This is a genomic window from Agromyces protaetiae, assembly GCF_004135405.1.
In the GTDB taxonomy this organism is placed as follows: domain Bacteria; phylum Actinomycetota; class Actinomycetes; order Actinomycetales; family Microbacteriaceae; genus Agromyces; species Agromyces protaetiae.
On sequence record NZ_CP035491.1, the window covers coordinates 2,114,645 to 2,127,974 of the forward strand.

Consider the following 13,330-nt stretch of genomic DNA (forward strand, 5'->3'; position numbering starts at 1 on the left):
CCGTTCCAGTCCCCCTGACGAACGATGAGGCCGCGAGTGACCGCAGAGACGCACGAACCGAGAACCGCCCGCCGGAGAGCCCCGATCGCGATCACCATCGCGATCGTCGCTTTGCTCGTGATCGGGTTCTTCGTGTTCGCCGGTCTGTACGCCGACGTGCTCTGGTACGACCAGCTCGGCTTCGTCGAGGTGCTCACGACCGAGTGGTTCGCCCGAGCCATCCTCTTCTTCATCGGGTTCGTCGCGATGGCCGCGCCCGTCTGGGCGTCGATCCAGATCGCCTACCGCTCGCGACCCGTCTACGCGAAGCTCAACAGCCAGCTCGACCGCTACCAAGAGGTCTTCGAGCCGCTCCGCCGCCTCGCGATGTACGGCATCCCCGCCGTGCTCGGCATCTTCGCGGGCGTCGCGACCGCCTCGCGCTGGGAGCTCGTGCTCACGTGGCTCAACCGCACGCCGTTCGGCCAGACCGACCCGCAGTTCGGCTTCGACGTCGGCTTCTATGTGTTCGAGCTGCCCTTCTACCGGTCGGTCGTGGGATTCGCCTCGGCGGTCGTGCTGCTCTCGACGATCCTCGTGATCGCGACGAGCTACCTCTATGGAGCGATCCGCGTCTCGGGCCGCGAGGTCGTCATCTCGAAGTCGGCCCGCATCCAGATCGCCGTGACCGCGGGGCTCTACCTCGCGCTCCAGGCCGTCAGCATCTGGCTCGACCAGTATGCGGCCGTGACCGAGCAGTCCTCGCTCATCACGGGTGCGGCATACACCGAGGTGCATGCCGTCATCCCGGGCCGGGGCATCCTCGCGATCATCGCCGCGGCCGTCGCGATCCTGTTCTTCATCACCGCGATCATCGGCCGTTGGCGGTTCCCGCTCGTCGGCACCGCGCTCCTCATCGTGTCGAGCCTCATCATCGGCTCCCTCTATCCGTGGGTCGTGCAGCGTTTCCAGGTCGACCCGAGCGAGCGTGTGCTCGAAGAGCCCTACATCCAGCGGAACATCGACCTCACCCGCGACGCCTACGGCGTCGCCGACATCGACGAGATCCCGTACGAGGCGAAGACCGACGCCGAGCCGGGGGCACTCCGCTCCGACGCCGAGACGACCGCGTCGATCCGCCTCATGGACCCCGCCGTCATCAGCTCGGCGTTCCAGCAGCTCCAGCAGTTCCGTCAGTACTACCAGTTCCCCGACGACCTCGACGTCGATCGCTACCCGCTGCCCGACGGCGGCACGCAGGACTCGATCGTCGCGGTGCGCGACGTCAACCTCGAGGGGCTCGGCGACGCGAGCACCTGGTACAACTCGCACATCGTCTACACGCACGGCTACGGTCTCGTGGCCGCGGCGGGCAACCAGCGCTCGGTCGACGGGCAGCCGGTGTTCCTGCAGTCGGGCATCCCGTCGGCGGGACAGCTCGGCGACTTCCAGCCGCGCGTGTACTTCGGGCAGACTTCGCCCGCGTACTCGATCGTCGGCGCACCCGACGGGGCGAAGCCCGTCGAACTCGACTACCCTGCGGGCGGCAACGAGGCCGAGCAGACGCAGACGACCTTCGACGGCGACGGCGGTCCGAAGCTCGACAACGCGTTCAAGAAGCTCGTCTACGCGCTCAAGTTCCAGTCCGAGCAGATCTTCCTCTCCGACGCCGTCAACGACGACTCGCAGATCCTCTACGACCGCGACCCCATCGAGCGCGTCAAGAAGGTCGCGCCGTATCTCACGCCCGACTCCGACGTGTACCCGTCGGTGGTCGACGGCCGCATCGTGTGGATCGTCGACGGCTACACGCTGTCCGACCAGTTCCCGTACTCGAACAAGGTCAGCATGAGTGAGGCGATCGCCGACAGCGAGGGGCTCACGCCAACGCTCGCGTTCGACGAGATCAACTACATCCGCAACTCGGTCAAGGCCACGGTCGACGCCTACGACGGCACGGTCACGCTCTACGCGTGGGACCAAGACGACCCGATCCTCCAGACCTGGCAGAAGATCTTCCCCGCGACCATCAAGCCCATGAGCGAGATGTCGGGCGAGCTCATGAGCCACGTGCGGTACCCGGCCGACCTCTTCAAGGTGCAGCGCGCGGTGCTCGGGCGCTACCACGTCGACGAGGCGGGCTCGTTCTACTCGCGTGAAGACGCGTGGTCGACGCCGAAGGATCCGACGCAGCCGCCCGCGAGCGAGCTCCTGCAGCCGCCGTACTACCTGACGATGCAGATGCCCGGCCAAGATGCGCCGTCGTACTCGCTGTACTCCACGTTCATCCCCGAGTCGCGCAGCGACCAGAGCCGGAACGTCCTGCGCGGGTACCTCGCGGTCGACTCCGACGCGGGTTCGGTCGCGGGGAAGAAGTCCGACGGCTACGGCAAGCTGCGCCTGCTCTCGCTCCCCGAAGACGACAACGTGCCGGGCCCGGGTCAGGTGCAGAACACGTTCAATTCCGACACGGCGGTGGGCCAGCAGCTCAACATCCTCGCGCAGGGGCAGTCCGACGTCATCAACGGCAACCTGCTGACGGTGCCGGTCGGCGGGGGTCTGCTCTACGTGCAGCCCGTCTACGTCAAGTCGACGACGAACACGAGCTTCCCGCTCCTGCGGAAGGTGCTCGTCGCGTTCGGCGACCGGATCGCGTTCCAGGACACGCTCGACCAGGCGCTCAACGTACTGTTCGGCGGCGACTCGGGCGCGGCCGCGGGAGACGAGACCGTCGAGCCCGACCAGCCCGGCACCGAGCCCGGTGCCGAGCCGGGCACTGGCGACGGCACCGACGCGGGTGCAGGCGAGGGTGTGCAGAGCACCGAGCTGCAGGCGCTCCTCAACCGCGCGCAGCAGGCGCTGAAGAACAAGCAGGACGCGCTCGCGAAGGGCGACTGGGGGGCGTACGGCCAGGCCGACGCCGAACTCGCCGAGATCGTGTCGGAGCTCGTCGCGCTCGCCGACGACGGTGCGAGCGGTTCGCAGCCGCCCGCGACCGAAGCGCCTGCGACGCCGGCGCCGAGCAGTGTGAAGAAGTAGCACGGACGACGCAGTAGCACGGACGACGCAGAAGGAGCACCGATGACGACGGTCGACCGGCACGAGGGCGACTGGCTCGACGACAACCGCGCCAACTGGGACGACCGCGTGCCGGTGCACGTCGCGAGCCCGTTCTACGACCGCGACACCGTGCGCTCGGGCGGCAGCGTGCTCGACCCCATCTCGAAGGCGGGCGTCGAGCGACTCTTCCCCGAGGGGCTCGACGGTGTGCGGGTGCTGCACCTGCAGTGCCATTTCGGCTCCGACACGCTCTCGCTCGCGAACCTCGGTGCGACGGTCATCGGGCTCGACTTCTCGCGGCCTGCGGTCGAAGAGGCGCGGAGCGCCGCGGCGGCGCTCGGCTACGACTCGTATCGGGCCCGGTTCATCGAGGGCAACGTCTACGACGCACGGCGGCTTCTGCCCGAGCCCGAGTCGTTCGACCTCGTGTTCGTCACGTGGGGCACGATCAACTGGCTTCCCGACGTCGCCGAGTGGGCGCGCATCGTCGCGTGGTTCCTGAAGCCCGGCGGGAGGCTGTACTTCGCCGACGGGCACCCGACGGCGTGGATGTTCGACGCGCCCGAGACGGTCGCGAAGAGCGAGGCGGATGTCTCGAAGGCGACGGATGCCTCGCGGCCGGTCTTGCCCGTCGTGCGCTACCCGTACGCGCAGGAGGGCCCTGACGTGCTCGAGGATCCGAGCGACTACGCCGACCCCGGGGCATCCATCGAGCATGCCCGCACGTGGGAGTGGGCGCACCCGCTCTCGGAGACCATGCGCGCGCTCCGCGACGCAGGGCTCGCGATCGACGAGTTCGAGGAGCACTACCGGCTGCCGTGGCAGGCGTTCCCGGGGCTCTCCGAGCTCGGCGAGGGCATGTACGGGTGGCCGGCCGAGCCGTGGATCCCGCTCGCCGTCGAGATCGTCGCGCGGCACGAGACATCCGCCGAGCGTTGACCGAAGCCGCGTGACGACCGAAGGGCCGGCCCGCTTGCGCGGACCGACCCTTCGTCAGTTCAGGTTCGGACTAGAGTTCAGGTTCGGACTAGGAGGTGCAGGGGCCCACCGGGTCCCACGAGCCCCACGTGACCGAGCCGGGCAGTTCGCCCTTCGTGTACCACTGGGCGACGTAGGTGACGCCCGCGCGGGTCACGCGCTGGCCGGCGTTGTAGACGGCCTTCGCGTCCCACGTGCCCGCACACGCGACGGGCGCGGGGTCGGGCGTCGTGCCGCAGCCGCCGACCTGCTGCCACGGCCCGTTCTTGTCTCCGGGGACCTGGTTGCGGGTCCACCACTTGGCCGTGTACTCGACGCCGTTGTGCGAGACGACGTCGCCGGCGTTGTAGACGCCGGTCGCGTACCACGGTGCGGCGCACGAGTCGTCGATGGCCGGGCCGGGGGTCGCCGCGCGGAGCGTCGAGCCGAGCGCGTTGCCGAGCTCGTTCTTGTAGTCTCCCGTGAGATCCCACCACATGGCGCCGCCGTAGCCCTGCTCGGCGACGTACTCGGCCTTCGCCTGCACCGACGTCGGGTCGTCGTAGCTCCACCACTGGTCGCCGTCGTAGCGCCACGACGCGCCGATCGCAGGGTCGAAGTAGGCCTTGCCGATGTTGCGCAGCTCGGCGTAGGTCTTCGTGCCGATGTAGCCCGCGGCGGGCGTCCACCCGGCCGAGCCGTCGGTCACGCCGTACCAGCCGTGGCCGTAGGCCGCGAGGCCCGCGTTGATCTGCGAAGGGTCGGCGCCCGCGTTGACGTACATGCCGAGCGCGCCGTCGAGGCCGAGACCCCAGTTCTCAGCGCCGTCGGGGTGCAGGTTGCCCTGGTGGCCCGTCGTGTTCGGCACCCAGCCGCCGTGGAAGTCGTAGCCCTGCACGTTCAGGAAGTCGACCGCCGCGAAGAGGCGCGGGTCGAGCCATCCGCCCTCACCGGCGTTCCATCCGCCCGCCGGAGCGAACGCGCTGAGCTCGTAGTGCTCGCCCGTCTCGGCGCCGGCCTCGTCGAGGGCCGCGCGGAACTCCTCCATGAGCAGGAGGAAGTTCTCCTTGTCTTCGGGGCGCGCGTTGGCGGTCTCACCGCCCGTGACGGGCCATTCCCAGTCGATGTCGATGCCGTCGAAAACGCCCGCCGCGGCGCCCGGGCCGCCCTTGCCGTCGATGACGGGCAGGTCGCCCTTGATCCACAGGTCGACGCAGCTGTCGACGAGGCGCGTGCGGCCCTCGGCCGTCGAGGCCGCCTCGGAGAAGTTGTCCGACCAGGTCCAGCCGCCGAGCGAGACGAGCACCTTCGTATACGGGCTCACGGCCTTGAGCTTCTTGAGCTGGTTGAAGTTGCCCGCGAGAGTCTGCCCCGGGACATCCGCCACCCCGTCGACCGAGTCGGCCGCCGACACCTGGCGCAGGAAGTCGTTCTGCGCGTCGCCCTCGCCCGGCTCGTCGAGCGTGTCGCACACGAAGTCGGTCGTGACGTTGCCGAACGCGTAGTTCAGGTGGGTCAGGTTCGCGATCGCGCCCGATGTGACGAGGTCGGCGACCTGGAAGTCGCGCGTCACGGGGCTGTCGGCCATGAAGTAGCCGACGGCGCGGTAGCCGTTGATGTCGCTCGGCCCGGTGGCCGCGGGCTGCGCGGCGAACGCAGGTGTCGCGAAGCTCGTCGCCGCGGTCGCGGCTGCCGCCGCGATCACGAGTGCCGAGCGGCGCAGAGTGCGTCTGGACATTGATCCCCTTCGATCGGATGGATTCGGGTGCCCCCCGAATGGGTGCGGGTCAGTCGGGAAGGTATCAATCCGGCGAGAGGTAAGGAAGGTTTCTTAACCGGGACTTCGGCAATCTGCAGGGGATGGGCTGAGGTCTGTTGTGAATGCACAATGGATGCTTCGTGGTGTGCAGTATGTGCAACGTTCACCTGGTGTTGTGGCGCGAGTGTCGATCCGTCGCTCGTCGCCCTTCGTTAGCGAGAATTCGGGCCGTTTGCGACGGATCGGCGCGGGGTCGTGACATCCGGATGCCTCGGAGACGGCCCGATTCGACGGCGCCCGAATCCCGTGCTAGAGTCATCTCTTGTGCCGCGGGGTGGAGCAGTTCGGTAGCTCGCTGGGCTCATAACCCAGAGGTCGCAGGTTCAAATCCTGTCCCCGCAACAAGAGAGAGGCCGGTCTCGGAGAAATCCGAGACCGGCCTCTTGCATTTCCCGGCCGCTCACGTCACCGTGTGGAGAGCGGGAGGGGGTCTCCATGAGCGAGTCCGCGAACGAATCGGGTTGGATTTCCGCGGCCGAGTTCCACCGGGCGCCGGATGTCTCGGCCTGGCGCGTGATGGGCACCGGACCGCAGGCCGTGTTCACCGCGACATCCATCGTCCATGCCGCGAGCCTCGTCGCACCGGTCGTCGCGGCCGCCGAGCGATTCGGCGTGCTGCCCGATGTCGACGTGCGGCCAGAGGGCGTCGTCGTGCGGATCCCCGACCGTACGTTCGAAGGCATTCCCGCGGCGGCCCCGGGGTTCGCCGCCGCCGTCTCGATCGCGGCGGCCGAGCTCGGCCTCATACCGACGCCCGAACTCGCGAAGTCGATCCAACTCTACGTCGCCCAGCACTCGCAGACCGACACAAGGCCGTTCTTCCTGGCCGCGCTGGGGTACGACGAGCTCGGCGACACCGACGCCGTGGACCCGGTGCGGTGCGGGCCGCAGCTCGCGTTCAACCCCATCGCGGGAGACATCCAGGGCAGGGGTCGCTCGCACCTCGACGTCTACGTTCCCGCCGACGAAGCCCAGGCGAGGGTCGACGCCGCGATCGCCGCGGGCGGTCGTCTCGTCGACGACTCGCGTGCGCCCGACTGGTGGACGCTCGCGTCGCCCGACAACCACGGCGTCGACATCGCAGCGTGGCCCGACGTCGACGGGTGAGCCCGGTCGGCTACCGGCCTTTCGTCACCGCGTACCCGCGGGCGACGAGCGCGTCGACCATGTGCGCCGTGTACCACGCGGGCCACTGCTCGTCATAGACACCGCCGAGATCTTCGGCCTCGTGGATGCCGTGCGCGGTCGCGGCGGCGGTCAGGAGGTCGAGGATGAGCGCTTCGAGCGCAGCGCGGTCGAGCGGGGCGCCGCCGAGCGAGGCGCCGGACGGGTTCGAGGCGGAGTTCATCGCCCTCACCGCCCCGGCGCCCGCGTGACGACCTGCTGCACGATCCAACCGTTGCCGTCGGGGTCGGCGAACGAGCAGAAGGTGCCGTAGCTGTCGCTTCCCGGGTGCGGGCCGGGCACGCGATTCGCAGTGCCGGCCCAGTGGAAGACGCCGTCGGCGTCGTGCCAGAGCTCGCTCACGTCGACGCCGCGGCGGGCGAGGTCGTCGCGTGCGGCGGCGATGTCGTCGGTCACGAGGTGGAGGCCCTGGAGCGAGCCCGGGGCGGCGTCGGTGAGGCCGTCGCCGAAGATGATGGATGCCTCGGAGCCGGGAGGTGTGAGTTGCACGACCCGGAGCCCGCGCGGGGTCGCGAAGTCGGCGTCGAGCCGGAATCCGAGCTGTTCGTAGAAGACCTTCGCGCGATCGACGTCTCCGACGGGGATGACGACGACTTCGAGTTTGAGTTCCATGGGTGCTTCCTTTCGAGATCGAGGGGCGGAGCCGGGACATCCATCAGGTGTCGGATGTCCCGGCTCCGCCGAGATCCTCAGCGGAGGTTCGTGATCGCGATCCCGGCCCAGAAGCCGCAGTGGTGCTTCGAGGAGAAGCCCGTCTCGATCGCCGAGGTCGGCGACTTCAGCGAGATCGTGCGGTGCCGCAGGACGTCGAACTTCGCCCACGGCTGGGTCGCGGTCGCGGGCGAGCCCGTCTTCGCGAACGTCACCCACGCCTCGCGCATGGCCGACGCGAGCTGCTCCTGGTCGGCCGACAGCTCGCCCGCGATGTACGCGTTCGGCAGGTCGAAGAGGTACTGCAGCTCGGTCTGGTGGGTGGCGACGAGTCCCCAGTCGGGCGCGATGAAGCGCTCGGGGGCGGTGTCGTCGTTGAAGTCGTACCCGTAGGTCGGCACCCAGAGCGACGCGGCCGCGTCGAGGAGGAGCGCCGGGCACGAGAAGTTCGCGTCGGAGTTCGCCGCCGTGAACGCGAGCTCGGGCCGCGGGTACTTCGCGATCGGGTACTCCTTCGCGATGCGCTTGGCCGACTGCGCCGAGACGCCGAAGTTCGACGCGAGCACCGATTCGTAGTTCGTCGCGTCGATGGGCGGGAGGTCGATCGTCGCACCGCGCGTAACGCTCAGGTGGATGAGTGCGAAGAGCCGTTCCTCTTCGGTGTTGGTGCCGTTGATGAGCGGCACACGGTTGAAGTCGCCCGCGGCGATCGCGCCGAGCACCGACTCCTTGATGACGGCGCCGTCGATGACGCCCGGTGTGAACGACTTGGGCGCGTTCGCGAGCAGCGTCTCGACGGGCAGCGCGCGTAGGCATGCGGCGCTCTGGTCGGGGCATCCGGCCGCGGCGGCGATCGCCTGGCCTTCGGTCGCGGCGTCGGCGAGCGAACGCTGCTTGGGCGCGAACGCACCGCTCTCGACGATCGCGCGGTGGAAGAGGCCCTTCGCACCGGGCGAGACCATCTGGGCGAGCACCGAGAGACCGCCCGCCGACTGGCCGTCGATCGTGACGTTGCGCGGGTCGCCGCCGAAGTTCGCGATGTTGCGCTGCACCCACTTGAGCGCGGCCTGCTGGTCCATGAGACCGTAGTTGCCCGCCGGGCCGCCTGGCTTCTCGGCGAACGCCGGGTGGGCGAGGAAGCCGAGCAGGCCGAGCCGGTAGTTGATCGTCACGACGACCGCGCCACCACCCGACTTGGCGAGTTTCGTGGCGTCGTAGTCGGCGCCTTCCCCGAGGCTGAAGCCGCCGCCGTGGATGAAGACGATGACGGGCAGCTTGCCGGCGCTCGCCGCAGCGCCCGCGGGCGCCGTGACGTTCAGGTACAGGCAGTCTTCGCTCGAGCCGTTGGGGCTCGGCACGTCCTGCGGACAGACGGGCGAGAAGACGGATGCCTCGCGCACGTCGGTCCACGGAGTGACCGCTTGCGGCGCGCGCCAACGGAGATCTCCCGTCGGCGGCGCCGCGTACGGCACCCCGCGGAACTCGTTCACGCCGTCGCCCGCGATGCCCTGCAATGCGCCCGCGTCGGTCGAGACGACGAGCGCGCTCGCCGGGTCGGGCTCATCTGCATGCGCGATCTGCGGCGCGACGATCGACCAGCCCGCGAGCAGGCCCACGACGGCGGCGACGACGGCGAACGTGCGGGCGGGCCGGGCGCGAGTCGCGACGAGCGTGTGGGATGCGTCGGGCGCGACGCGCGGGTCGACGGACTCCGTGCCGAACAGGGCGTCGGAGGCCGTGAAGGGCGGCGGATCTTGGGGATTCCGGTTCTCGTTCATGCCACGAGCCTCGGATCGGCCGGTGCATCGACGCGCCCGTGGCGAACCCTGGTCGGCACCCCGGGCAGCACCCCGGCGGCACCCTGCTCGATCCTGTCGTGCGCGAGACCAGGGACTCCCACTGGTGCGACGAGCGCCGAGACATCCGCAGCATTGGAGACATCCCTACCGAACGCGACGCCGAGCACAAGTCGCCGTCGCACCGAATCCCGAAGCAAGGAGCGAGCCGTCGATGGATATGAGACTCGAGGTGGTCGTGCTGCCGGTGTCCGACGTCGACCGCGCCCGCGCGTTCTACGAGACGCTCGGCTGGCGGGTCGACGCGGCCGTCGCGACCGACGACCTGCGAGCCGCGCGCATGACGCCGCCCGGCTCGGCGTGCTCGATCGTGTTCGGAATCGACCTCACGGGCGCGGCACCGGGCAGCGTGCAGGGGCTCACGCTCGCCGTCGCCGACCTCGAGGCGGCCCGAGCCGACTTGCGTGCGCGCGGCGCCGACGTGAGCGAGATCTTCCACGACGCGGGCGGCGTGTTCCGCCGTGCGGGCGCCGAGTTCCGTGTGCCGGGCCTCGACCCGCGCCGGCGCAGTCGCGCGTCGTACGCGTCGTTCGCCGATCCCGACGGCAACGGCTGGGTGCTGCAGGAGATCACGACCTCGCCGCACGGGCGATGACGTGATTGGATGAGACGATGTCGGCCGCTGACAGCACGACGAGTGCCTGGGCCGCCCCTCGAACGTTGATCGGGCGCGATCGCGAGTGCGCCCGATTGTCGGAGCTGGTGACGCATGTGCGCGGCGGCGGCAGCCGTTCGGTGGTCGTGAGCGGCGAGGCCGGCATCGGCAAGACGGCGCTCCTCGACTTCGTCGCCCACCACGCGAACGGATGCACCGTGGTGCGCGTCGACGGCGTCGAGTCCGAGATGGAGCTCGCGTACGCGGGCCTCCACCAGCTCTGCGCGCCGCTCCTCGACCTGCTCGACCTCATCCCCGAGCCGCAGCGTGACGCGATCGGCACCGCCTTCGGGCTCACGGGCGGGCGGGCGCCCGACCCGTTCCTCGTCGGCCTCGCGGTGCTGAGCCTCCTGTCGGAGGCGTCGAGCGCGCGGCCGGTGATCTGCCTCGTCGACGACGTGCAGTGGCTCGACGAGACGACCAAGGCCGCGCTCGCGTTCGTCGCCCGGCGCCTTCGCGAAGACGCGGTCGGCATCGTGTTCGGCGAACGCGACGGCGACGACGACACGGCGCTGCCGGGTGTGCCCCGGCTCGTCGTCGAAGGGCTTCCGGATGTCAGTGCGCGCGCCTTGCTCGCGTCGACGCTCACCGGCCCGCTCGACGAGCGTGTGCGCGAGCGGATCGTCGCCGAGACGCGCGGCAATCCGCTCGCGCTCCTGCAGGTGCCGTTCGGCCTCAAATCCGACGAGGTCGCGGGCGGCTTCGGGCTCTCGGGACTCGGCGCGCTGACGGGCCGCATCGAGCAGAGCTTCCGCCGCCGCCTCGCGCCGATGCCCGCCGCGACCCGCCGGTTGCTCGTCGTCGCCGCCGCAGAACCCGGCCAGGACGCCGTGCTCATCTGGCGGGCCGCAGCGCGGCTCGGGGTCGGCCCCGACGATGCCGAGCCGGCGTCGGCCGACGGCTTCGCGAGCTTCGCCGGACTGGTGCGGTTCTGCCATCCGCTCGCGCGCTCGACGGTGTACAAGGCCGCACCGCCCGACGAACGACGCGCCGCGCATCAGGCGCTCGCCGACGCGACCGACCCCGCCGTCGACCCCGAACGCCGCGCGTGGCATCGCGCGCAGGCCGCATCGGGTCTCGACGAGGAGGTCGCAGCCGAACTCGAGCGGACGGCGATGCTCGCGCAGGCGAGGGGCGGATGTCCCGCGTCGGCGGCGTTCCTCGAACGTGCCGCCGAGTTGACGCCCGATCCGGCGCTCCGCGCCGAGCGTGCGGTCGCGGCCGCGACCGCGAAGTACGAGGCGGGAGCACCCGAGCGCGCACTTCGCCTGCTCGCGATCGCCGAGGCGGGCACGCCCGACGAGCCGCTCGGGGCACAGGCGCAGCTCGTGCGGGCTCGCATCATGAGCCGGCTGCGGCCCGGAGACGGTGCGCCCCTGCTCGCTGCGGCCGCGCGTCTGGAACCCATCGATCATGCACTCGCGCGGGAGACCTACCGCGACGCGTTCTACGCCAGTCATATCGCCGGGCGCCTCGCCGAACACCGGATGGAGGCGGTCGCGGCCGCGACGAGACGCTCCTCGCGGTCGGCGGATCCGATCGAGAATCCGTTCGACCGCATCCTCCAGGGGGTCGCAGCCGTCGTCGCCGAGGGCTACCGCGCGGGCGCCCCGATGGTGCTCGACGGACTCGCGAGCCTGTCGCCGACCGATCTCGCGAGCGCGCAGGCGCCTCGGTGGCTTCCCTTCACGTGCCTCGTGTCGTTCGCCGTGTGGGACGACGACTCGGCGAGGAAGCTCTCGACCCTCACGATCGACTACGCCCGCGGCAACGGCGTGCTCAGCATGCTCCACACCGCGCTCATGCTCGGCGCAGGGTGCCGCTTGTTCGAAGGCGACATTGCGGGAGCGGAGGCGCTCTCCGATGAGTGCGAGCTCATCGGAGAAGCGACCACGATCCCGAAGCCCCCGTACGGCGTGCTCATGGTCGCCGCGTGGAAGGGGCGGGAAGTCGACGTCGAGCGGGTCATCGCCGAGGCCACGCCGTTCGCCGTCGAGCGCGGCGAAGGTCAGTGGCTGACGGCGACGGGGTGGGCCGAGGCGGTGCTCTACAACGGACTCGGCCGCTACGACCGGGCGCTCGAGGCCGCGGCACGGGGCGGCGAGCATGCGAGCGAGCTCGCGCTCGCGAACTGGGCGCTCGTCGAACTCGTCGAAGCAGCAGTGCGCAGCGGTCAGCCCGAACGGGCGATCGACGCGAACCGGCGGCTCTCGGAGATGGCTGAAGCTTGCGGCACCGACTGGATCGTCGGCGTCGCCGCGCGATCCCGGGCGCTCCTCGCCGACGGCGACCCTGCCGAGTCCGACTACCGGCTCGCGATCGATCGGCTCGCGCGCACGCCGCTCCGCAGCGAGCTCGCTCGCGCACGCCTGCTGTACGGCGAATGGCTGCGACGCGAGCGGCGCCGGGTCGATGCGCGCGAGCAACTCCGAGCCGCACACGACGTGTTCGACGAGATCGGCGCCGACGCGTTCGCGGAGCGCACCCGACGCGAGCTCGCCGCGACGGGGGAGACCGTGCATCGTCGCGCCCCCGGCGCGCAGGTCGAGCTCACGCGGCAGGAGGCCCAGATCGCCCGGCTCGCGTCGGAGGGGCAGACGAACCCCGAGATCGCGACACAGCTTTTCGTGAGCCCGCGCACGGTCGAGTGGCATCTCCGGAAGGTGTTCGGCAAGCTCGACATCGCCTCACGACGCGAGCTCGGCGAAGCGCTCAAGAAGGCCGACGCCGTCGCTGCGGTTTGACGCCGACGGACTCGTCCTCGGCGGACGCGCCGGGATGCGGCTCTGTCTGCCCCGCCGGCACGGATCGGAACGCGGTCGCATCCCACCCGGGCCAGAGCGGCGCGTACGGCCCGAGGGCGTCGCCCCAGAACGCGAACGCGTCGACGACGGCGGCGAGCACACGCCCCACCCGCGCACGCCGGCGCGCGGCGGCCGCGCGCACGAGATACCTGCGGAACAGCTCGTCGAGTTCGGTCGGCAGGAGCGCCTCGAACGCGGCGACGTACGCGGGATCGAACGCCTGATGCAGTGCGGGGTCGCCCGCGTCGTCGGCGCCGGCACGAAGCATCCGCTCGTAGCGGTCGACGACGCGGCAGACCTCGCGACGTGCGCGGCGGTCGCTGCCCCTCGCGGCGACGGCGCTCGGACCTCGTGCCGGGAACAT

General features: G+C 70.4%; 10 protein-coding genes and 1 tRNA gene. 6 read left to right on the forward strand and 5 right to left on the reverse strand.

The annotated features are described in order from the left end of the window. Positions 1-24: 24 nt before the first annotated feature. Positions 25-3,018 carry a UPF0182 family membrane protein gene (locus tag ET445_RS09840; RefSeq protein ID WP_165314362.1) on the forward strand — a complete coding sequence of 998 codons (2,994 nt, stop codon included), beginning with the start codon at positions 25-27 and terminating at the stop codon, positions 3,016-3,018. Positions 3,019-3,060: 42 nt separating this feature from the next. Continuing rightward, positions 3,061-3,978 (forward strand): class I SAM-dependent methyltransferase, encoded by a 918-nt coding sequence (locus tag ET445_RS09845; RefSeq protein WP_129191015.1) that lies wholly within the window; start codon positions 3,061-3,063, stop codon positions 3,976-3,978. An 88-nt stretch (positions 3,979-4,066) separates the two neighbouring features. Here the strand turns inward: ET445_RS09845 and ET445_RS09850 are convergent, their stop codons facing one another. Beyond that, positions 4,067-5,734 (reverse strand): glycosyl hydrolase family 18 protein, encoded by a 1,668-nt coding sequence (locus ET445_RS09850; RefSeq protein WP_129191017.1) that lies wholly within the window; start codon positions 5,732-5,734, stop codon positions 4,067-4,069. Positions 5,735-6,083: 349 nt separating this feature from the next. Between ET445_RS09850 and ET445_RS09855 the strand changes: the two genes are divergently transcribed. Further along, positions 6,084-6,157, forward strand: a tRNA-Met gene (locus ET445_RS09855). A 93-nt stretch (positions 6,158-6,250) separates the two neighbouring features. Beyond that, positions 6,251-6,922, forward strand: coding sequence for a VOC family protein (locus ET445_RS09860; protein ID WP_129191019.1), 672 nt, complete (start codon positions 6,251-6,253; stop codon positions 6,920-6,922). Positions 6,923-6,932: 10 nt separating this feature from the next. Here the strand turns inward: ET445_RS09860 and ET445_RS09865 are convergent, their stop codons facing one another. The 3 genes from ET445_RS09865 to ET445_RS09875 all read right to left on the reverse strand — a co-directional run bounded on the left by ET445_RS09865 (position 6,933) and on the right by ET445_RS09875 (position 9,429). After that, positions 6,933-7,163 carry a hypothetical protein gene (locus ET445_RS09865; RefSeq protein WP_129191020.1) on the reverse strand — a complete coding sequence of 77 codons (231 nt, stop codon included), beginning with the start codon at positions 7,161-7,163 and terminating at the stop codon, positions 6,933-6,935. 5 nt (positions 7,164-7,168) lie between these two features. Next, on the reverse strand, positions 7,169-7,612 hold the full coding sequence (locus ET445_RS09870; protein ID WP_129191022.1) for a VOC family protein: 444 nt from the start codon (positions 7,610-7,612) through the stop codon (positions 7,169-7,171). Between the two features lie 77 nt (positions 7,613-7,689). Then, the gene (locus ET445_RS09875) at positions 7,690-9,429 is read right to left on the reverse strand and encodes a carboxylesterase/lipase family protein (RefSeq protein WP_129191024.1); all 1,740 of its coding nucleotides are present in this window, start codon (positions 9,427-9,429) and stop codon (positions 7,690-7,692) included. Positions 9,430-9,661: 232 nt separating this feature from the next. On the opposite strand from ET445_RS09875, the gene ET445_RS09880 reads away from it, so the two are divergent. Further along, positions 9,662-10,102 carry a VOC family protein gene (locus ET445_RS09880; RefSeq protein ID WP_129191026.1) on the forward strand — a complete coding sequence of 147 codons (441 nt, stop codon included), beginning with the start codon at positions 9,662-9,664 and terminating at the stop codon, positions 10,100-10,102. A gap of 107 nt (positions 10,103-10,209) precedes the next feature. Beyond that, a complete protein-coding gene (locus ET445_RS09885) occupies positions 10,210-12,906 on the forward strand; it encodes a helix-turn-helix transcriptional regulator (RefSeq protein WP_243695159.1) in 2,697 nt (898 codons plus the stop codon). On the opposite strand, the gene ET445_RS09890 is transcribed toward ET445_RS09885, so the two are convergent. Next, positions 12,875-13,330, reverse strand: a complete 456-nt coding sequence (locus tag ET445_RS09890; protein WP_129191030.1) for a hypothetical protein — start codon at positions 13,328-13,330, stop codon at positions 12,875-12,877. The two genes, ET445_RS09885 and ET445_RS09890, sit on opposite strands and share 32 nt — an antisense overlap.

Excerpts from the sequence above, each read along its gene's own strand:
- ET445_RS09840 (WP_165314362.1), top strand. The coding sequence starts at position 25 with ATGAGGCCGCGAGTGACCGCAGAGACGCACGAACCGAGAACCGCCCGC.
- ET445_RS09845 (WP_129191015.1), top strand. The coding sequence starts at position 3,061 with ATGACGACGGTCGACCGGCACGAGGGCGACTGGCTCGACGACAACCGC.
- ET445_RS09850 (WP_129191017.1), bottom strand. The coding sequence starts at position 5,734 with ATGTCCAGACGCACTCTGCGCCGCTCGGCACTCGTGATCGCGGCGGCA.
- ET445_RS09860 (WP_129191019.1), top strand. The coding sequence starts at position 6,251 with ATGAGCGAGTCCGCGAACGAATCGGGTTGGATTTCCGCGGCCGAGTTC.
- ET445_RS09865 (WP_129191020.1), bottom strand. The coding sequence starts at position 7,163 with ATGAACTCCGCCTCGAACCCGTCCGGCGCCTCGCTCGGCGGCGCCCCG.
- ET445_RS09870 (WP_129191022.1), bottom strand. The coding sequence starts at position 7,612 with ATGGAACTCAAACTCGAAGTCGTCGTCATCCCCGTCGGAGACGTCGAT.
- ET445_RS09875 (WP_129191024.1), bottom strand. The coding sequence starts at position 9,429 with ATGAACGAGAACCGGAATCCCCAAGATCCGCCGCCCTTCACGGCCTCC.
- ET445_RS09880 (WP_129191026.1), top strand. The coding sequence starts at position 9,662 with ATGGATATGAGACTCGAGGTGGTCGTGCTGCCGGTGTCCGACGTCGAC.
- ET445_RS09890 (WP_129191030.1), bottom strand. The coding sequence starts at position 13,330 with ATGTTCCCGGCACGAGGTCCGAGCGCCGTCGCCGCGAGGGGCAGCGAC.